Annotated in this window: 13 protein-coding genes; 5 read left to right on the plus strand and 8 right to left on the minus strand. The window is 62.9% G+C overall.

What is annotated here, in order from left to right; all coding sequences use genetic code 11:
• Position 1: 1 nt before the first annotated feature.
• From tssF to OKW28_RS15545, 5 genes are all read left to right on the plus strand, one after another.
• Positions 2-1,882, plus strand: a complete 1,881-nt coding sequence (gene tssF / locus OKW28_RS15525; RefSeq protein ID WP_429447046.1) for a type VI secretion system baseplate subunit TssF — start codon at positions 2-4, stop codon at positions 1,880-1,882.
• A gap of 2 nt (positions 1,883-1,884) precedes the next feature.
• Positions 1,885-2,952, plus strand: coding sequence for a type VI secretion system baseplate subunit TssG (gene tssG / locus OKW28_RS15530; RefSeq protein ID WP_429447048.1), 1,068 nt, complete (start codon positions 1,885-1,887; stop codon positions 2,950-2,952).
• Entirely contained in the window at positions 2,949-4,022 is a 1,074-nt protein-coding gene (locus tag OKW28_RS15535; RefSeq protein ID WP_429447050.1) for an ImpA family type VI secretion system protein, read from the plus strand. Before tssG ends, OKW28_RS15535 begins: the two co-directional genes overlap by 4 nt.
• Before the next feature lie 72 nt (positions 4,023-4,094).
• On the plus strand, positions 4,095-5,111 hold the full coding sequence (locus tag OKW28_RS15540; protein ID WP_429447052.1) for a fimbrial protein: 1,017 nt from the start codon (positions 4,095-4,097) through the stop codon (positions 5,109-5,111).
• A gap of 41 nt (positions 5,112-5,152) precedes the next feature.
• The gene (locus tag OKW28_RS15545) at positions 5,153-6,556 is read left to right on the plus strand and encodes a GlcNAc-transferase family protein (RefSeq protein WP_429447054.1); all 1,404 of its coding nucleotides are present in this window, start codon (positions 5,153-5,155) and stop codon (positions 6,554-6,556) included.
• On the opposite strand, the gene OKW28_RS15550 is transcribed toward OKW28_RS15545, so the two are convergent.
• The 8 genes from OKW28_RS15550 to OKW28_RS15585 form a co-directional block, all read right to left on the minus strand.
• Positions 6,461-9,895 (minus strand): RHS repeat-associated core domain-containing protein, encoded by a 3,435-nt coding sequence (locus OKW28_RS15550; RefSeq protein WP_429447056.1) that lies wholly within the window; start codon positions 9,893-9,895, stop codon positions 6,461-6,463. The genes OKW28_RS15545 and OKW28_RS15550 overlap by 96 nt on opposite strands.
• A 16-nt stretch (positions 9,896-9,911) precedes the next feature.
• Positions 9,912-10,178, minus strand: coding sequence for a PAAR domain-containing protein (locus tag OKW28_RS15555; RefSeq protein WP_090810707.1), 267 nt, complete (start codon positions 10,176-10,178; stop codon positions 9,912-9,914).
• Positions 10,179-10,267: 89 nt separating this feature from the next.
• Complete coding sequence (locus OKW28_RS15560; protein ID WP_429447058.1) at positions 10,268-12,676, minus strand: type VI secretion system Vgr family protein; 2,409 nt, start codon at positions 12,674-12,676, stop codon at positions 10,268-10,270.
• A 33-nt stretch (positions 12,677-12,709) separates the two neighbouring features.
• Positions 12,710-16,675: a type VI secretion system membrane subunit TssM gene (gene tssM / locus OKW28_RS15565; protein WP_429447060.1), complete on the minus strand. Its 3,966-nt coding sequence runs from the start codon at positions 16,673-16,675 to the stop codon at positions 12,710-12,712.
• A gap of 13 nt (positions 16,676-16,688) precedes the next feature.
• Positions 16,689-18,023 carry a type VI secretion system protein TssL, long form gene (gene tssL, locus OKW28_RS15570; RefSeq protein WP_429447062.1) on the minus strand — a complete coding sequence of 445 codons (1,335 nt, stop codon included), beginning with the start codon at positions 18,021-18,023 and terminating at the stop codon, positions 16,689-16,691.
• A complete protein-coding gene (tssK, locus tag OKW28_RS15575; protein ID WP_429447064.1) occupies positions 18,020-19,369 on the minus strand; it encodes a type VI secretion system baseplate subunit TssK in 1,350 nt (449 codons plus the stop codon). The genes tssL and tssK overlap by 4 nt, the downstream gene beginning before the upstream one ends.
• 5 nt (positions 19,370-19,374) lie before the next feature.
• The gene (tssJ, locus tag OKW28_RS15580; RefSeq protein ID WP_429447066.1) at positions 19,375-19,920 is read right to left on the minus strand and encodes a type VI secretion system lipoprotein TssJ; all 546 of its coding nucleotides are present in this window, start codon (positions 19,918-19,920) and stop codon (positions 19,375-19,377) included.
• 140 nt (positions 19,921-20,060) lie between these two features.
• Positions 20,061-20,543 carry an Hcp family type VI secretion system effector gene (locus tag OKW28_RS15585; RefSeq protein WP_184023663.1) on the minus strand — a complete coding sequence of 161 codons (483 nt, stop codon included), beginning with the start codon at positions 20,541-20,543 and terminating at the stop codon, positions 20,061-20,063.
• Between the last annotated feature and the right edge of the window lie 9 nt (positions 20,544-20,552).

Here is a 20,552-nt window from a genome sequence, read left to right on the forward strand (position 1 = left end):
CATGGACCCACGATTTCTCGACTACTACAGCCGCGAACTGACCTACATGCGGGAAATGGCCGGCGAGTTCGCCGCCCAGCACCCGAAAATCGCGCGCCGCCTTGGCATGGAGGGCATCGACGTTGCCGACCCCTACGTGGAGCGGCTCATCGAGGCGTTTTGCTTCATGTCGGCGCGCACGCAGATCAAACTCGACGCCGAATTTCCGCGCTTTACGCAGCGCCTGCTCGAAGTGGTCTATCCGAACTATGTCGCGCCGACGCCGTCGATCGCCGTCGCGCAGTTGCGTCCGAGCCTGCGCGAAGGCGATTTCACGAGAGGGCTGAAGGTGCCCCGGCAAAGCATGCTGCGCTCGGCGATCCCGCCCGGCGAGCAAACCGCATGCGAATTCCGCAGCAGCCAGGACGTCACGCTATGGCCTATCGAGATCGCTGAAGCCCGGCTCAGCGCCGTGCCGCCGGATATCCCCGACACCGATCGCCATCTGTTGCCGCACATGCAATTGCGCGGCGCGTTACGGCTGCGCCTGCGCACAACAGGCGAAGTGAAGTTCAACCAGATGACAGACTTCGACCGGCTACCCATTTACATCGGTGGCGACGAACGTATCGCTTCGCATCTGTTCGAGCTGATCCACGCCGGTAGCGTCGCCTCCGTCGTGCGCGCGTACGGCGCGTCGAGAGACGAAGGGCAGGTGGTCGCGAAAACACCGGTCGAATTTGAAGGTCTGCAAGCGGAACAGGGTCTGCTGCCGCTCACGTGGAATACGTTTCACGGCCACAACCTGCTGCAGGAATACTTCGCATGCCGTCAGCGCTTCTATTTCTTTGCGCTGACGCAGCTTGCGGCGGGTCTCGCGCGCGTGGACAGCAAGGAGGCCGAGGTCGTACTGCTGCTCGACCGCCTGCCGGAAGAGCTGGCCGCGCACGTCGACGCAGCGCGTTTCCTGCTGTTCTGTACGCCGGTCATCAACCTGTTTCGCAAGCGCACCGACCGTGTCGAAATCAATCGCGCGCAAACCGATTTTCATCTGCTCGCCGACCGCACCCGGCCGCTCGACTACGAGATTTTTTCGGTGTCGCGCTTATTCGGTCAGCGAGCGCAAACATCGCTCGAAGTCGAGTTCAATCCGCTTTATCAGACGCTGCATAGCGACGTGGGCAACCACGGCCGCTATTTTTCGGTGCGCCGTGAGCAGCGCGCGCTGTCGGCCAATGCACGCAAGTACGGCACCCGTACGCCGTATATCGGGACCGAGGTCTACGTGTCGCTCGTCGATCAGGCGGAGGCGCCGTACGCTGACGACATCCGCTACCTGTCGGTCGAAGCGTGGGTCACGAACCGTGACCTGCCGCGCCTGATCCCGCGTAACGGCAAAACCGACCTCACGATGTCGGACTCCGTGCCGATCGAGGGCGTGCGCCTCGTGCATGCACCGAGCGCGCCGCGCGCGCCGTACGCGAGCGGTGAAACGGCGTGGCGTCTGATCAGGCAGCTGAGCTTCAACTACATGCCGCTCGCCGAACTCGACCACGGCGACGGCGGCCAGGCGCTGCGCAACATGCTCGGCCTCTTCATCGCCCCAGGCGAGCGCGAACAGGCACGGCAGATCGAGGCACTCGTCGGCGCACGCACTGAACCGGTGGTCCGGCGTCTGCCGGGCGACGGACTACTCGTGTATGGGCGTGGCGTGCGCTGCGAACTGACGGTCGACGAAACCGGCTTCTCAGGCATCAGCCCGTATCTGCTCGGCCTCGTGCTCGAGCATTACCTCGCGCGCCACGTCTCGATCAACGTGTTCACCGAAACCGAACTTCGTTCGATGCAACGTGGCCTGATCACCCAATGGCGGCCACGCATGGGCGGACGCGGAGCGGTATGAGCATGGATGGGGCAATTGCGAGCGCCGTCGCGCCAACGCGATCATCGCTCGATCCGCAATCGCTCGACGCGTGGTTCGATCCGGACACGCCGTGGCAGTCCGGCTTCCTGAGCCTGCTGCGGGCTATCGCCGCGCGCGATCCGCTGATGCCGTTGCCGGGCACCGCGAGTCTGCCGCGAGAAGAGCCGTTCCGGATCGGTCAGCAACCCACTCTGGCGTTTGCGCCACGCGAAATCGCGTCTCTTGGCATGCGAGACGGTCGCCTCGACGTGCGGCTGTTCGGGCTCGGCCTTTGGGGGCCGCAGGGGCCGCTGCCGCTGCATATGACGGAGCTGGCTCACAGTCGTGTGGAAAGCCACCAGGATCATGCGCTCGTCGGGCTGGTCGATCTGTTCCATCACCGCGCGCTGTCGCAGTTTTATCGCGCGTGGGCATCGGGGCAAGCCACCGCGTCGCTCGACCGTGCCGGCGACGAAACGTTTTCGTTCTACGTCGCCAGTCTGATCGGCGTCGATCCGGCCGAGGCGGAGCAGTCCTGTCTGCCCACGCACTCGCGCTACAGCGCGGCGGCGCACCTCGTGCGCGAGGCGCGGACTCCGCACGGCATCGCGGCGACGCTCTCGCATTACTTCGGTGTTCCGATGACGATCGAAGAATTCGTGCCGCACTGGATCCATCTGTCCGCATCGGAACATACGAGGCTCGGGGTGCCGGGGCCCGCGGCGATCATCGGTGAATGCGCCCAACTCGGCGAGGCAATTCCCGACCGGCAACACAAGTTCCGGCTCGTCGTGGGTCCGCTCGACCTCGATCAGTATTTGCGCCTCACGCCGCACGGCGAGGACTTGCCGACGTTCGTCGAATGGGTGCGAGCCTTCGTCGGCCACGAATACGCGTGGGAGGTCAAGCTGCTCGTCAACCCCCGCGCGGCGCCGCCCGCCTGCATCGGCACGTCGCAGAGACTCGGCTACTCGACGTGGCTCGGTGATTCCCTCGACGACCTGCCGGTCGTCGGCATGGTTTTCGAACCTGAACAGTACAACGACCGACCCCGGAGTTCCCTCGCATGAACGCCAACACTCCCGCCGTCGTGCTGCGCTACGCCGATCTGCTCGAACCGGTCTCCGCACACGCGCCTTGCGGTCCCGATCTCGAATACGATCCGGCCTTCGTGATGCTGCAGGCGGCCGCGGCCCCACGCGCCGAAGCGCAGTACGGCGACTTCGTCGACGTGCCGCCAACGGCCAATTGGACCGACATTGAACGCGACTGCCGCGCGCTGCTGCTGCGGACAAAAGACATCCGCCTCGCGGTGATCCTGCTGCGTTGCCGAACCCGGCTCGACGGCGCGGCTGGCCTGCGCGACGGACTGGCATTGCTGATGGCGATGCTCGAATGCTATGGCGAAGCGCTCCACCCGCTGCCCGTGTTCGAAGGCGGGCGAGACCCGGCGATGTTCGCCAACGCGATCGGTGGACTCGTCGAACCGGATGGCACGCTGGCCGATGCGCGCGACATCCCGATGCCGAGGGCCGCGGGGCTTCAACTGCATTTGCGCGATATCGAAAAATCATTCGCGACGCCGCGCCAGAAGGACGCGCTCGCCCCTGAATCCGTCGCCCGGTTGCTCAAGGAATTGTGGGGCCGACGCGACGCGGCAATGGCCGCACTGGTCGAAGCGCAGTGTCTGACGCAGCGCATTGCCGCATGGTGCGATGAGATGCTCGACACCGACGCGCCCGATCTCGGCGCGTTGTCCCGAGCGCTGGAGCCATTCGCGCAGCATCGGGTGGGCGGCGGCGGGTCCGCGCCAGCGCCCGCCCGAGCCGTCAACGAGCAGGACAACAAGCAGGACAACTACAGCGTGCGTGGATCGGCGTCGGCTATCGTGGCTACGGCGACGCTACCGCAGTCCGACGCGCCGGCCGATCTGCCAATCACTGCGCCTTCTCCAATGGATCGCTGGAGCGCGCTCGCAGCCATTCAGGAAACACGCATGTGGTTCGAGCAAAACGAACCGAGCAGTCCTGTCATTGTTTTGCTGCGCCAATCGGAACGAATGGTGGGCAAACGGTTTTCAGAACTCGCCCATATCATTCCCGCCGATTTACTCGCTAAATGGGACGTAGCCGACAGTTGAGGCGACGTGCGCGCATGTGCGACTTTCCCCGCTGTCAGCCCATTCAGTCCGCCGGTCAACCAACAACTTCCAATGAAAAGACTCATTCATTTCCTTATCCTGGTTTGCTTCGCGATACCCCATTTCGCGTTCGCCGCCTGCACCCAGTTGAAGCCTTCGCAAATTTCCGAACTGCTGTCTCAAGGCTACATCGCGGGACAACCATTAACGGTCAACATACCGTTCCGGGAAAGCTCGGTATCGATCGATCCGGCGTTACCGGTCGGCTCGGTGATCGCCACGGGCTTGTCGCCGGCGTACGCGACCTATGCGAACTTCGCGGACTGCACCAACGGGGGCACGGTATCAATACAGTATTCCAACGCAACGCCGTCCGTTGTATTGGGGGCTACCGTCTATAACACGAACGTCCCAGGCATCGGCTTTCGTTTGACCTATCTTCGTGCAACCGGCGTGAACTCGCCACTTCCGTTTACGCCTTCCTTTCCCGCGGGCGAACCCAATCAGGTTATGTATGGGCGCTTCGGCATTGGCTCGCAATTCGAGATCGAACTGGTCAAAACGGGCGACATCGCAAGCAACGTCAACGTGATACTCAACACCGTGGGAGCCGGCGTCGCCGAGGGTGACGGCAATCGGGTCGTGACCATCACAGGCGGCAGCATCAACGTCAAGGTTCTTCCAAGTTGCTCGGTCAATACCAGCACACTGAACATCGATTTCGGCACGTTCGGCCCAAGCGATGTGTCGACCACAAGCGGGCCAACCCAGCCAGTCGACTTTACGGTGCTCTGCACCGGGCCCACGCCACCGGCTTCGATTACAGCCGTACTGTCCGGAACCCCCGATACAGAAGATAGCAGCATGTTGAAGAACATCGGCGCGACGCATCTCGCGATTCGTTTGCGGGATGTTTCAACCAACACAATCTTCAGGCCCAACGATCCGACGAGCACCCTCGTCCGCACACCGCAGGGCGCGATGCAATCGCCGTTTGCACTCGAGGCGACGGTGCTGCGCGTCGGAACAGCAACGCCGAGCGCAGGCAGGATCCAGGCAACCGCAACAGTCACGATGACCATTCTTTGAATCGACTATTCAACGACGAAGGTCCACCAGAATCAACGCGCATGACCCAGTTATCCGTCACACCGCCGCACTCGATCTTCGTGCAAATCGCGAGTTATCGCGACCCGCAGTTGATCCCCACCCTGCTGGATTTGATCCAGAAAGCTAGAAAACCTGATCTACTACGGATCATCGTCTGCTGGCAGCATGCGCACGACGAGACGATGATCCAATTCTGGCAGCAAGGCTTTGGCAATTGGCGAACCGAGCAGACCGACGACTGGACTATCCAACATCTCAGTCATCGTGAAGCGAAAATCGAATTGATCGACGTGCCCCACATGATGACGCAGGGCGCATGCTGGGCTCGCAATCTGGTCCAACAGCGATACGGCGGCGAGCGCTACACGCTGCAACTCGATTCGCACCACCGCTTCGTCGACGCGTGGGACACGCTCGCAATCGAGATGCTGGAGTCTTTACGCGATGCAAGTCCGAAACCCGTGCTGACCGCCTACCTTCCGATGTACGACCCCGAGAACGACGACGCTCGATCCAGCGACGAGCCGGGGATATTGACCTATGCAAGGTTTTCCAGGGAAGGGGTGGTCCTGTTTCGCTCGAAGACTCTCTCCGACTGGAGAACGCGCATTCGCCCGGTCCGTTCGCGCTTCTTCAGCGCGCACTTCGCATTTGCCGACGGTCACTTTGCCCAGGCGGTCCAGCACGATCCTGACTATTTCTTTCACGGCGAGGAGATTTCGCTTGCTGTCCGTGCGTTCACCCACGGCTATGACCTGTACAGTCCGCACAGGCTGATCGGTTGGCACGAATATCTGCGCTCATACCGCGTCAAGATGTGGAACGACCACAATCACGAGGCCAAGGAACGGGGTGAAATCGACGAGCCCTGGCACGCGCGCAACGAGCGCTCGTTGCAGCGCAATCGTGCTCTGCTCGGTATCGACGGAGAAACGTTGGCTGACGTTGAGTTCGGCAAGTATGGACTCGGAGGGGAACGCACGCTCGCCGATTACGAGGCCTACGCGGGCATCGGCTTCAAGTGGCGCGGTGTCCAACAGTCGGTATTGAATGATTTTCCACCAGTCGCGGGCACGCAACGTCCCGACGAAGCGACATGGAAAGCTTCTCTGCTACGCGCAAACGACGTCCGTGTGTGCGTGCATCAGAATGGATTCGACAGGCATCTGGTCACGCCCGGCGTCGAGCACGCGCTGCGGGCCGCGACGTCAGTCACCGTCGTGATTTACGGCAACGACGAGACGGTACTGCGCCGCGAGACCGTCGACGGCAGCGGTCTTTCCCGATACCGGAAAAACGGCTGGCTCGACTTCCATGTGATTTTCGAATCAGAACTTGGCCAGCTCCCAGCCTGCTACGTCGTGGAGTTGTTCGACGACGCCGGCAAGGTATTGAGCCGGGTCCGGTGCGCCATCGATGCATGACGCATCCGCGACCACGACGCACGGAAACGCCTCCGGCGTCGCGCGGCCGACAGGATTGCACCACGTCAGCGGATTCGGCGCGTAGCGATACGGACTGGCTCCGCCTTCGCCGCTGCGATCGGGGCTGATGTAGCGGCCCGCGTGAGGATCAAAAAAACGCGCACCGTTGTAGTACAGCGTGGTTTCATCGTCCGCGTATTGGCCGGCATAACGAAGCGGCTGCGCAAACGCGTCGCTGCTTGGCCACTCCGGCGTCACGAGACTGCCCCACGCCCGGTAACGCCCGCGCCATGCAACCTGGCCGGTCTCATCCGTGAGCGCGACGGCCGTACCGGCGACGTCAGTGTGATAGTGATAGACCTGCGTGTTCTTGATCGCGCCATCATCGGTGAGCGTCTGGTCCACGCAAGCGAGCGGCGCGAAGCCCGTTGAACGGTCGGGCTCGGGTTGATACAGGTACGTGCGCAGTTCCATCGCGCGCTGCTGCTGGATCAGTCTGTGTCCTTGCCACAAATAGCGCGTGACCTCGTCCTGTTCCGGCGTCGATGACTGCTGCGCGCGCCGTGACGAAGCGGGTTCGACACGCCTGCCGATACGCCGACCGATTGCGTCATACTGATAGCGCACGGTATAGCCCTTGCGATGCGCGGCGATGACGTGCCCCTCCGCATCCCAATCGAGCGATAGCGTATGGTTGCGGCCACGCCTACGCACCAATTGCCCCCACACATCATAGTCATAACGATGTCCGCGGCACTCCCGTAACCGGTGGTCGGGATACACGGCCGGGAACCAGCTGCCGCCAGGCGTATCGAGCAGATTGCCAGCGGCGTCCCACGTGAAATACTCGATGTCCCCCTTCTCCGACACCGAGCGCAACAGACAGCCACGCCGGTCGTAGTCGTACCATGTCTGACCGTCGGCCTCGGCGCCCGTCCTGACGATCACGTCAGCGAGACTGTAATCGGCTTCGCGCCACAATCCGGCGACAGGTTCTGTCACGCAGCCCGGCGTATCCACGTCGCGCCCCGTCACCGAACGCCACCACACCGGCAAGCCGAGCGGCGAATAGCCCGTATGCGTGCGCAAACGGCCTTGCGTGCGCGCAACCGGACGCCTCATCGCGTCATACCAGAAGCGCGCAATCTGTCGATCGTCCAGTTCGACGAACGCGACAGCGCCAGTTTCGAAGCGACGCATACGCAACTCCTGCCCCTGTGGCAGCCGAATCGCGACAAGGCGGCCAACGACGTCGTACTTGTAGCGCAGTGTGCCGTTTGCGCCGTGCTCGGCGATCAGACGGTCACCGGCGTCGTGTTCGAAGCGGATCTCATCCGCTCCGATTCCGAGTAGCTCGCCTTCTCGTGTTGGCTCGCGGATCACGCAGTCGAGCAATCCGCGCGGCCCGTAGCGATACAAATAGCGGTTGTGCGCGGTCTCACGCCGGATCAGACGGCCCGCGCGGTCGTAGTCGAACGTTTCGCGACGCTGTTGCGCGCCCGCCTTCCACGTGAGACAACGGACCTGCCCGGTATCCGCATAGTCGAAGTTGCGTTCCACGCCATCGGCATCCGTGATCGACAGGCAACTGCTCGCATTCCACCGAAGCAACTGCACCGCGCCGTTCGCGCTTTCGATTCGAACCGGACGCCCATGCGCATCGTGTCGACGCACGATCACGTGCCCCTCTTCGTCGACCGCGCGTACGACATTGCCTTGCCGGTCTCGATACCAGTGCCGGCTTCGGCCACTCGGGCCGACGAACGACGTTCGCTGGCCAGCCGCATTCCACACATGACGCTCGGCCTGTCCGTCCGGACGCGTGATGGTCAACGGTCGGCCGAGGCCATCGCGCTCGATTCGCGTGACCGCGCCGAGCGCGTCGGTCACACTGACTACGTAGCCATTGACGTCATACTCGTAGTCCGTCGTGCTTCCGCCGACTCCAGTGCGACGTGTCACCTGCCCCCACGCGTTATGCGCGAAGGTCGTGGCGACCCCCTGCGCATCCGTCGAGCACACGACATCGCCATCGTCACCATATTCGAAACGCGTGAATTCTCCAGACGGGGTTTGATAGTGCAACGGCTGCAAGCGATCGTTGCGTGCCCAGATCCACACACGGCCATCGCTTAACGCAACTGACACGGGCTCGCGTGACGCAAACGCATACTGCGTCGAGCGGGTTGCGCCCTGGAGATCCGTCTCACACGCGACGCGTCCGAGCCCGTCGTATTCGACGTGAACCACCCGCTCGCCGGGCAGTTGCATGGTGAGCGGCGCGACGGCGTCGCCGTAGTCGAACCGGTAGCGCCGGTCGTCGAAGTCTGTGTGCGACAGCACGCGGCCCTGCTCGTCGTATTGCCAATGCGCCCTGTTGCCGAAGACGTCGCTGACCTCACTGGTCCGGCTATCGAAGTCGTAGGCGAAGCGCTCACGCGCGCCTTCTGACGTGACTCGTCGAATCACGCGCGCGGCGCCGCCGATCGTCTGCCACACATAGCGTGTCGCCATTCCGAGCGCGTCTGCTTCTTCGACGATCCGCCCATCGCGGTATGCAAAGCGACGCACGATTTCGCCGACCCGGTTGCGTACCTCGGTGAGTTCGCCGCGCTGGCTGTAGCCGTACTGGACCAGCGCGCCGGTGGGACCGCCGTCGACACACTCGACAGCGCTCAGACGCGCGCCCATCCGCGCTTCGTAGTGCATGCGCAGTTCGTGGCCGCAGGTCCCACGCATGCGCAGCAAGCGCCCGCCGGGGTCCCAGATCAGGCCGATCCGCTGCTGACGAAGATCCTCGACGTATTTGAGCCGTGCGATTCCGTTCGCGTCGAAGTCGCCGAACACGCGGTAATGCGGCGTCAGATCCGCGACGATGAGGCGTCCGTCGCTCAGATGCGCGATGTGCAACTGCGCAGCCGACGCAATCACCTGCGACCCGCGCTCGGGAAACGGCACGCTGAGCGTGCTGCCGTGTTCGTCGGTGTAGAGCAGTTGATCGTCCCGCTTGTGCAGCGTGACTTCCCAACTCGTGCGCCAACCGACGCCGAGCAGCCCGAGCGCGTGCTGCTCGCTCGAATAAGAACGCGACCATGCGAGCGGAAGACGGCCTCGCAGCCTGAAGTCGGTTTCGTCGGTAGGCAGGCAGATTTTGCTGCCGCTGATTACCTCGACCGAGCCGCACAGAATGCCCGACAGCGCACGACGCATCCGAAAGCGGTCGACGACGTCGCCGAGCCGCTCACAGCGATCGAGCAACGGTCCGGCACTGGCGAGGGGCAATACGACGCCGGGCAAGCCGACCAGCTCGCCGCCGATTCCCGCGACTCCCGTCGTCACATGGCCCCCATTGTCATCATGAGCCGATGCGCACGTCTGGCGAGCCAGCGGAACACGGCGCGCCACACGAAACCTTGCCGCCAACCAATGCCGCCGGCACGTTGTTGATCAACACCGTACCCGAACCCGCGACCACAGCTTGCGAGCACGGGTGCAGCGCGCAAACGGCAGAGCTCATACCGACGAGCGCCGCAGGCAATCGATTGATGAAGACCGTCGGGGAACCCGAGACGATCGAACCGCCATGTCCGATCGCATCGCCTTTGCGAGCCGCTGGAAACATGATCGATTTTCTCCTCGTGGAAACTGAACGTCCGTGCAGGGCGATGCGCGAAGGCATTCGCCGGCTGCACGGTATTGCGAAATACGCTGTTACGCGTCTGAGCCGGTTGCGGGCGGTGTTTCGATCGGCGGCGGCAGTTCCTCCGATGGTGGCGGCTCTTCCGACGGTGCCGGCTCTTCCGACGGTGCCGGCTCTTCCGACGGTGCCGGTTCTTCCGATGGCGGCGGTTCTTCCGATGGCGGCGGTTCTTCCGACGGCGGCGGCTCTTCCGACGGCAGTGGTTCTTCCGTCGGCAGCGGATCTATCGTCGGAAGCGGCTCGTCCGATGGAGGTGGCGGAATAACTGGAACGTCCAGCGCATCGAGCACCACTACAGGAACTGGCACCGTCATTGCGCTGCCGCATTCCTTGTCACCGGGGTTAAGGTCCAGCGGCGTGCCTTGCACCACGACACGGGTGTCACCCTGGATGCGGATCGATTTACCAATGAGCTTGATCTCGCCATCCTTGTTCATGGTCAGCGACGACTTGCCGCACACGATAGACAGCGCCCCCCCGGCCGACAGCGAATAGGCACCGCCTACCGCGTGCGTCGACGCGCCACCAACCGTGACCGTACATGCACCGCCCACCGTCAGAAGGGAGGCACCCCCAACCGCGGTCTCCTCCGCCCCGCCAATCGAGACAAACTGTGCAAGACCCACGGAATAGAAGGCGACACCCTTCACCCTTACCGAGTACTTGCCGCCGACGATCGTGCTGGACGTCGCCCCGACGGTCATGCTGTGCGCCGCGGCCACGCCGATCGTGTAGTCGGCACCGACGACGTGTGACTCATTCAGCTTCGTCAGGCGGTTCATGTCCCGTTCCGCCTGCAAAGTGAATTCCTCGGCACCCGCCTTGTCCTCGAAGCGGATGCTGTTGTAGTTCTGCAGGCCTCCTTCCATCGACCGGCTCATGAAACCGCTCTGCGTCGCGTTGCCTGGCAAGTCATAAGGCGGACGCGTCGCCGCGTTGTACAGGCTCCCGGTGATCAGCGGACGATCCGGGTCGCCGTTCCAGAAGTCGACGATGACTTCCTGGCCGATGCGCGGAATGTAGATGCCACCGAAACCCTGACCGGCCCACGCCTGGCTCACACGGACCCAGCAGGAGTCGGTTTCGACGTTTTGGCCGTAACGGTCCCAGACGAAGCGGACCTTCACGCGGCCGAATTCGTCAGTCCACAGTTCCTTGCCCTCGGGACCCACGACGACAGCCGACTGCGGCCCGTTGACGATCGGCTTCGAGGTCTCCCGCGGCAGTCTGAACACTTCGCTTGTCGGTTGCACGTCGAACTTGTTGCTGCAGGTGTATTCGTAGCCGCTACCCGATTCGTCCGGCGTACCGGTCAGTTCGAGCTTCGTGCCGATGACGAGGTATTCGCGGTTCGCGGCCGTATAGTCGTAGTTGGTCAACACGAACGTCTGCCCGCACGCGAGTCCCCGTACGTTACCTTCGCCTTTCGCTCGCGTACCCGGCGCGCGCAGAGCTTCCATGCGCGTACGCGCCAGCAGTTCACCGTGGCCGCTGTCGGTGTAGTCGCCCGGCCAGTCGTAGCACTCGAGCAGGTTCCAACTGGTGTCGCGCGGTTGCTGATTGATCGCCCGCATGTCGGCGCGCGAACGCGTGAAGTCGAAGTCGCTCGTCACGTAGTGACCGGTGCACAAGACTTCGGCCGTCGAAAACGCGCTGATATATTCGGTGTCGGTCTTGCCGCCCTGCGGTTGGAACGCCAACGTCCGGTATGAGGGGTTCGGCGAGTGGCGGTGCGCGCCAATGTGATCGCACAGCACGAGCCGGTGCTTGCCATCGGCATGCTCGAAAAACCAGTAGATGCCCCACTCTTCCATCAGGCGATGAATGAAGTCGTAATCGGTCTCACCGTACTGGACCTGGAACGCGCGCGGTTCGTTGGTCGGACTCTCACCCTCGAGCGCATAGCGGCTCACGTCGAGGCGCTTTTCGACCGGGTACGGATAGTCCTTCAGAACCTCGTCGATGATCTCGATGACCGTCCTGTTCTGGAAAATCTTGTAGTCGGTCGTCAGGGTCGCCAGCCACAGCCACGGCTTCAGCACGACACGATAGACGTTGTAGCGGCCTTCCCGACGCAGGTATTGCGCGGCGACGACGAGTCCGGTGATTTCGCGCTGACATGCTTCGGTGTCGGCGCTCGGCTCGAGGTCGATCGCGACGGTCATTTCCTTGCCTAGCAGCGCCTTCAGGTCGAGGTTGGCACTGACGGCAAACGGAACCGTGTAATCGTCAGGCGTGCGCAATAGCAGTTCGTACTCAAACAGCTTGCCGAGATGCTCGTCGCCGTTCAGTGACATGAACTCCAGCGCCGGCTGCGTCTGTCCGTCCGCGGTCTGCCCCGGCCACCGCGGTATCGCCGCGCTGGATACGGTCACTGCGCGGCTTTGCACACTTATCGCGTTCAAGGGATTACTTGACATGCACTCCTCTAAATTCTCTATATCGAAAAGACGCTACAGCTCGTCGGCGGATGCGGAGCCTGACGACGCGTCCGCTCGCCTTCCCATCGCGTTTCCGCTACCGGGACAACGAAAATCGCGCAGCAACGCCGTGAGTTGCGGTCCTGACTGTCCGCCCGAAGTCAGTTCGATGACCGCATGCCGGTCGTCGAAATTGAAGTCCACCGCCGAGCGGCTCGACGACAACGTCGACGTCACGCGGCCCCGGTCGATCAGACGGAACAGCGCCCACGGACCTTCGGTCATGACGGTCGACGTGTCCGGACGCACGCGCGGATTCGCGGTGAGGCCGGCCATCGAACCGCCGCGCGGCCCTGGCCAGGTGATCGGGGACGTCGTGACCGGACCATGCGCATAGCGCAGGTTTTGCCCGTCGACGTCGATGAGCAGATCGGTAATCTCGGGGTCCAGCGACACGACCTTGAGGCCCGCGTTCCACGACATCCGGGTCGCGCCGGGATCGCGGAAAAATGTCTGACGGATCGCCGCGGCGCGCTCGAACGGTTCGAGGCCCGGTCCCTGCATGGGCGGCATGCCGGGGCTGACCGGCTTATAGCGCCATGGCCGCATGCTCGTATCGACGCGGCTGGCGAGCGTCTTGTGGAAGAAGTCGTCGAGCAGGCCGCCGGCCGCGAACACGCGATTGAAATCGTCGATGTCGACTTCCTGGGCGCTCGCGGCAAACGGATATTTGCCTTCGACAGCACGGCGGCATTGCGCGCCAACGCTCGATTCGACCTGCATCGTGAGCAGCGAACCGACATTGCGGTCCACCTTGCGCATCGACTGCGACGCGAGGCCCACGAGCACGGCCCGAAACGGCGGCGGAAGCTTCTGCGCCTCGAGATGCATCGTGGAACCGAGGTCGTCCGTGGGCGGCATGCTGTTGGTGGCGAGCACGTCGCCGGCCGTCATCAATCGCGTGTACTGCTCGTTGATCAGCCCGATGACGCCGCCCAACTGCAGCACGCCGCTGCCGCCAGGCAGCGCGCTCCCGCTATCGGCCTGGCCGGTCACGACTTCGCGCAGCGCGGCAAAGCGTCTGTCGACCAGTTCACGTTCCATCTTCTGTTGCGCGAGCTGACCGATCGTGGCGGTTGCGGCCACGGCGCTCGCTGCGCGCGCCGCCTGCGAGCGACGCATGATCACGTTGATGGCACTACCGGCGGCCGACGGCTCGTCCGCGCCATCAACGATCGACAGCGACGTCTCGCGCGCGGCCGTTCGCGCGAGTCTCGCCAGCGGCGAATCCGGCGCAGCCAGCGTACGCAGCGTCTGCAGATCGGGCGCCAGTGTGGCTTCGCTGCCGGACACCGGTCTCACGTCGTCGAGAAACTGGCTCCAGTAATTGCCATAGTCGGTCAGGTATTGGCGACGGATATCGTCGGCGAGCCTGTCCTTGCGCGGTGCGTTGCCGTTTGCCATCCGCCGCCACCGCGCCGATGCATCGGCCTCGCCCATCACCCAAGCGTCCTGTTTTCGCGCCTGCTCGAGAAAATCAGGGAGGCGCTTGTTAAAAACGGCGTGATAGCCGTCGTAGGTATAGAGACCGGGGATACCTCGCGCGAGCGTCGAACCGTCGGCCAGCATGAACACGGTAGTGGCCTGCGGACCCGCGGCGCTCAGCAGGGTGACGTTCTCGGGCGCCTCGGGAGCCATGGCGTTCATCGCACGTTCGTAGAGCCGTCCGGACGCCGGATTGCGGCCAAGGAACTCGCGCGCGCGGCGCACGAGCTGCGCATTCACCGGTCTTGCCGGCACCGCGGACACCCCTTCCACGATCAGCGCATCGAGGTGACGCGCCATCACGTTGCGCTCGCCGAGCGATGCGACGCTGTTGGCGTGTTCCCAGTCGCCGAGCACCCATGCCTTGATCGCTTTCGCGTCGTAGTGCGAGCCATCGAACAGCATCAGGTAGACCATCAGCGTGCGATAAACGCCGTCCGCGTCCTGTACGCCGATTTGCGTATCGAGCACCGTTTCGAGCCGGCCGACGACTTGCGGCAGCAGCATCTGTTTCAGCAGATTGTTGTAAGTCTCGCCGGCGGCGGCGCGGATGGCGGGCGCCGTGTAGAGCCCGTAGTGCCATGCGACACCGGGACTGTCGAGGTCCATGCCGTCGAACTGAGGCAGGTCACGCGACGCTGACAGAAGCATCCCCATCGTCCCGGGCTGCGGCGCCTTTCGTTGCGACAGGATCCGCGCGGCGAGCGCATTGGCCTTGCCATCGATCGTGGCGAGATACTCGCGGTTGTTGCCGAAGCTCACGACGAGCGCACCAATCAGCCACACCGCCACGACGATCGCGAGCAGATGTCCGATAAGACGCAACGCGCGGAAGCGGACTTCCCAGTACAGGTTCGGCCGCACCAGATGCGCTTCGGCCAGGATCACGCGCTGAAACAGATTGCGCAAGAAATAGCCGCGATAGCCGGTAGGCGTCGCGTCGCCGGACGACGGCGAGACCGTTTTCGGCGCGGCACCAAATAAACCCGCGAGCCCGCGACGCAGCCGCTGCAAGAGCGTGGAGCTGTCGGCGGACACGGCCTCGTGAGTTTGCGCCGCGCTCGTGAAATAGACGCCGCGCAGCGTGCTGTTCAACTGCGTGTCGTCGTATTTCGAATCGAGAAACACCAGCGCGAGCAATTCATTGAGTTCCGCGCACAGGCTACGAAATTCTGACGGCAGCGCATAAAGTTTCTTGCGCAGATCGACCTCATACACCTCTTGCAGCCTCGTGTTGACGCCGTCTTCGAGTCCCTGCTCCAGCTCACGCATTTCGGCCGCGCAGTTCAGGCGCAGTGTGTCGCGGCCGTGTTCTTCCGCCGCTTCCTGATAAGGCAGTGTGAAGCCGAAAATCTGCGCGCGGCTTTCCGCCGTCAACGACTGGAAATACTCCCCGAAGCCGGGCAGCAGATCGAGCTTCGTGACGAGCACGTAGACGGGGAATCGAATCCCCAACTGCTGGCGCGACTCGCCGAGCCGAGCGCGCATGGACGCGGCGAGCGCCTTTCGTTCGGACGCTGGGCGCGTCAACAACTCTTCGACCGAAACGACTAGCAACGCACCGTTGATCGGCGCGCGCGGGCGCCGCTTGCGAAGCAGCCCCAGAAGGCCGCACCACTCGGCCTCGTTCACGCTCTTCAGGTCTTCCGGATTGACGTCAACCTTCGCGGCGTCTTGCGACGCTGCGTCCTGAACCGTATAGCGGCCAGCGGTGTCGATCAGCACCGCTTCGTTCGCGAACCACCAGTCGCAGTTCGCCGTTTCGACGCGGCTTCTCAGTGACGCCGCGACCATCTGATCCGCCTCCGGAAAATCCAGACCCGAGTTCAGGACCAACGTCGTCTTGCCGGCACCTGGCGAGCCCACCACCATGTACCACGGAAGTTCGTACAGGTAGCGTTGGCTTTCGAGCAGACGACGCAGCCCTGCCGGTCCGCCGTGCATGCGTTTGAGCTTGTCGATGGCCTTCGCGACGACCGCGTGAAGCGCGCGGATTTCGTCTCGTGCCAGAGGGGTCGCGGCCGACTTCTTCGTGAACGGGTTCAGAACGCGCTGCAGCAGCACGTCATCGCTGCGCACTGCCCGCCACAGACGATACAGCCCATAGATCGCGTAGCAGGCAAGCAGCACCGAGATCAGCAGCACGCGGGACCATGTGGTGCCGAGTGGATGCGTTTCGCCGAACGCGAGTATCGGTCCGAAATACCAAAGCGCGAGACACAGCAACGCGACGCCGATGACGCCAGGCGACCAGCCGAGCAGCCAGAACAGCAGCACCAATAACAGCACGACGATCGACAGCGTGCGCGAGAGCACGCTCTCGAGTGGGCGGTAGTCGCCAAATGCAATCAGAGGTCCCACGAACCAGACGGCCACAGCCGTCACGAGGATCGCGGCGAGCACCAGCGTCTGGCGCGTGAGCACAAGTTTCGATAAGCGGTTCAAATAAGACATCAAGGCTTTCCCGTTAATGCGTGACGAAGACTTCCACGCGTCGATTGCGGGAACGACCTTCCGCTGTACTGTTGTCCGCGACAGGTTGTGTATCGCCCTTGCCGACAGCCTCGATGCGATTGCCGTGCATGCCGTGCGCCTTCAATACGTCGGCGACGAACGCGGCGCGCTTTTCCGATAGCACCAGGTTGTCAGGAAACTCCGCCGTATGAATCGGTTGATTGTCGGTGTGCCCGGTCACCGTGACATTGCCGCCGACCCGAACGACCTCCTGCGCGACCTTGGTCAACACCGGATCCAGTTCCGGTCGAATGCGGCTTTGCCCCGGCAGGAACACGTAGTCGCCACGGAACACGACCCGGCTGCTGCTCTCGTTCTCTTCGACGGAGACCTGGCCGCGAGCGATCTCGTCTTTCAGCAAAATCGACAGGCGCAAGCGCTCGTGAACGATCGGAGCCGCGACCTTGCTCGGCTCTCCGATCACGAGAATCTTCGCTTCCAGCACATTGCTTTGCGCCAGAAGCCGATACTTGTACCAGGCGAACAGCGAGAACACACATAGCGCAGCGACGCCCGCCGTCACCCAGACCGGCACGCTTTTCAGCAGCCGCATCCTGCCCGGCTCCTCGCCGCACCAGTGCGGCGACAGTTCGAGCCGCATCGTGTTCCGCGTGCCGCTGATAAGCGTCAGCATCCGCTGCCGGATCTGCTCCAGATGACGTGGACCGTCCGCGGCAACGCTGTAGCGTCCTTCGAATCCAAGGCTGAGAATGCGATACAACACCTCGAGGACGTCGATGTACTCCTGGGGATCCGTTGCCATGCGGCCGATCAGCAGGAAGAACTTCTCGCCGCCGTCCACTTCTCCTTCGAACTTGAGCAGCAGCCCCCCCGCGGCCCAAATTCCACCGCTCCCCCAACGCGTGCGGTTGGCGGCTTCGTCGAGCGCGGTGCACAGCGCGTAGCGGACAGCCGCCACGTGCTTCCACGGCAAACTCGCTTTGTCGCAGACCTTCTGGAATGCGGCGACCTCACGCACCAGCAGCGAGCGCAAGCTCGCGACCACAGCCAACGAATCGAGCGAAGCCGGCATGTCCGCCAGCATGCGCAACAAAGGCTGCGCGGCTTCACACAACGGATTGCGCGCAGCCTTCATGCGCTCCAGACGCGTCTGCGCTTGTTCCGGCGGATCGAACGCGGCCGCATCGACCACCGGTTCCTGATTGGCGACACCCGCGGTTGTGGGACGCCCAGCGGGAATGGCAGACGGCTGGCTCTTGCCAGAAGGAGAGTTGTCGGGGTTCAACAGAAACTCGAACGCGTCGTCCCCGTATGCACCGGTACTCATTTTTGACGCACGCCCCACAGCTCAAGCTTGAGTTCCGGGAAGTGCCCGGCGACATGCATGGCAAGCCCGCCGTGCCGCGCGATCTGTTCCCAGAACGGTCCGGTACGCGACAGTTCGAAATAGATAAAGCCCGAGTTGAACGGAATCTGGCGCGGAGGAACCGGCAGCGCCGCTACTGTCAGACCCGGCAGGTGCGAACGGATCAATTCCGGCAAGCGCTGCGGATGACTGATCTTCGTTTGGGCAAGAAACTGCTGCTGCAGCAATTCGGAAGGCATCTGCGCGCCCACGGCGAGCACGAGGCTCGAATAGCCGGCCAATTCGTTCGGCAGCATGGCGGCCGTACGGATGCCATGCGCCTGCTCCGTAAGCGGAATGGGCTGCGCACCACGAATCAACACCTGGTTCAACAGATAGTGAACCTCCTCGACGAGGGGCCTGATACTGCGGTAGAGCTGCGCATGGTCATAGCCCGGAGCCGCCCGCGGACGCCGCGTTTGCGGACGCACGAAGGTCGAAAGCTCGCCCGCGAAAAGCGCGAGCTCGCGATACAGGGTCACCGGCGCGGTCTCCTCGAGTTGGCAAACATGCTCGAGCAGCGGCTCATAGCGATTGAGCACCTGGAGCAGCAGATAGTCGGCCACTTCGGCCGCCGCGCCCGTACGGCCATCAGCACCTGACAGACGGGCGGCGAGCGCGTCGGCGCGTAGTCGCGCGAGGCCGTGCAGCTGCATCGCCCATTCCCGCAGCAGTGGATTCGCGCCGTAACCGGTCACGGGCGGAATGTGGTCGGCGCTGTGCAGCGACACGGCGCCGTCGGCGTGCAGCGCCTTCACGCGCGTCAGCGCAAGCCCGATCCACGACTGCGTCAGCTCTTTCTCGGGCACCAGCCGCAAGCGCAGATTCGAGAGTTGGACGGGCTTCGGACCTTGGCCGATCGCGTTGCTGTCGCGCAGTTCCGCGTCGTACGCATGGTAACGGGCCAGCGATCCGCTCTGCTCGGTGAAGGCGGTTTCCTCGGTGTTAGGCAAGCGAAGCGGGACCGCCAGGAAGATCACCTGCTCCTGATGTTCCGGTCCGATCGTCAGTGGGGGCGGGGGCAGCGTCAGGCCAGGCACCTCGAACGGTGTGCCGTCTGGAAATACGCCGAGCCCGCTCTTGAACACCAGCTTGCCGAACGCGAGCGATTCCTGATCGATTTCATAACGGCTGAAGCCCCAGAAAAACGGGCTCAGCGGCGCGCTCCGGCGATGCGCGAACGACTCGAAATACCGCTCCTGCTGCTGAAACAATTGCGGGCGCAGGAAGAGTCCTTCGCTCCAAACAACTTTGCTATACCAACTCATCGAAATTAGTCTGACTTTGAAATCGAAACAGTGCGCTGATCGAGCTGGATCGTTAGCTTCTGTTCCTTGTCTGGAAGAGCCACCCTGTACCATGCGGCGTCGGGCGCGACTGGCAACCGGTAAACCGCGCGCCAGACCGATTTCCCGAGATCCCGGTAGCCGGCCAGCGCGCCAATTGCGGTAGTGGCGGGGTTCGACTTCCGGACGATCTCGCGTGTATCGCCGGGACGCAGAATAAATTCGTCAACGACCAGCACGTCGTCGCCAAGGATTTTTTTGTCGTCGCTTTGCAGCGTGAAAAAGTCGCCGGTTTGAAACGCCGTCGGCGACTTCAGTTCGTAGACCCGCACGAGGATCGGCGCCGCCGTTCCCCACTCGTTCGGATTGACGTTCTCGTTTGCCGCGATCTGAAGCCGGAGGGTCGTTCGCTCCTTGACAACGGGAGCCGACGCGGTAGCGCACCCCGACAGCCATGCGCTCGCCCCGCTTAGGGCTAGCCAGCCCCCGATACGCAGCCATATCGCGAGGCGGGAAAAAAAGATCGAAACCATCTGAAGGTATCAAGGTGATCTCGCACGTCGCCCTGAATGAACCAGGATGCCTGCATCCAGCCGGGCATCCCGGTTAACAACCTTGACACGGCTTCCCGGACAAAAGGGTCGTCGTGCCAAGATTCAGGAAAATGTGCGATTTAGGCTGTGTTCTTCTTGATATCGAAGGTCGCCGTGATCGCACCACCGCTACCGCCTTGCGCGTTCTGCACCACATATTCCTGCTTCAGGCGAGCAAAGGACAGACGCACCGTTTCGCACGGACGCGATTCACTGTCGCTGACGCCGGACGGATGCACCGAGGTAACCAGCACGTCGTTCATCGTGAATTTGATGTATTCGAGCGGATTACCGCCAGCCTTGCGCACGACGAGTTTGGCTTCGTCGATGTGCTTACCGGTCAGGCAGTATTGCGTCAGGTTGGGCGTTGCACGATCGATGAAATGCTCAAACGTAAAGTCGTCGACCGTGGCTCGGCCAGCGCCACCACCGGAACCAACGTGCATATTCGATTGCTGCGTAACGCCCCACGCCCAGCTCAGAACATCGATTTCGTCCTTGTGGTTAGCGTCTGCCGACTCACCATCAATCCCGTTAATCTTGAGAAAGATGTCTTGCGCCATAAAAATACT

Origin of the sequence: Paraburkholderia sp. 40, from assembly GCF_050434105.1 — a bacterium.
Lineage (GTDB): Bacteria > Pseudomonadota > Gammaproteobacteria > Burkholderiales > Burkholderiaceae > Paraburkholderia > Paraburkholderia tuberum.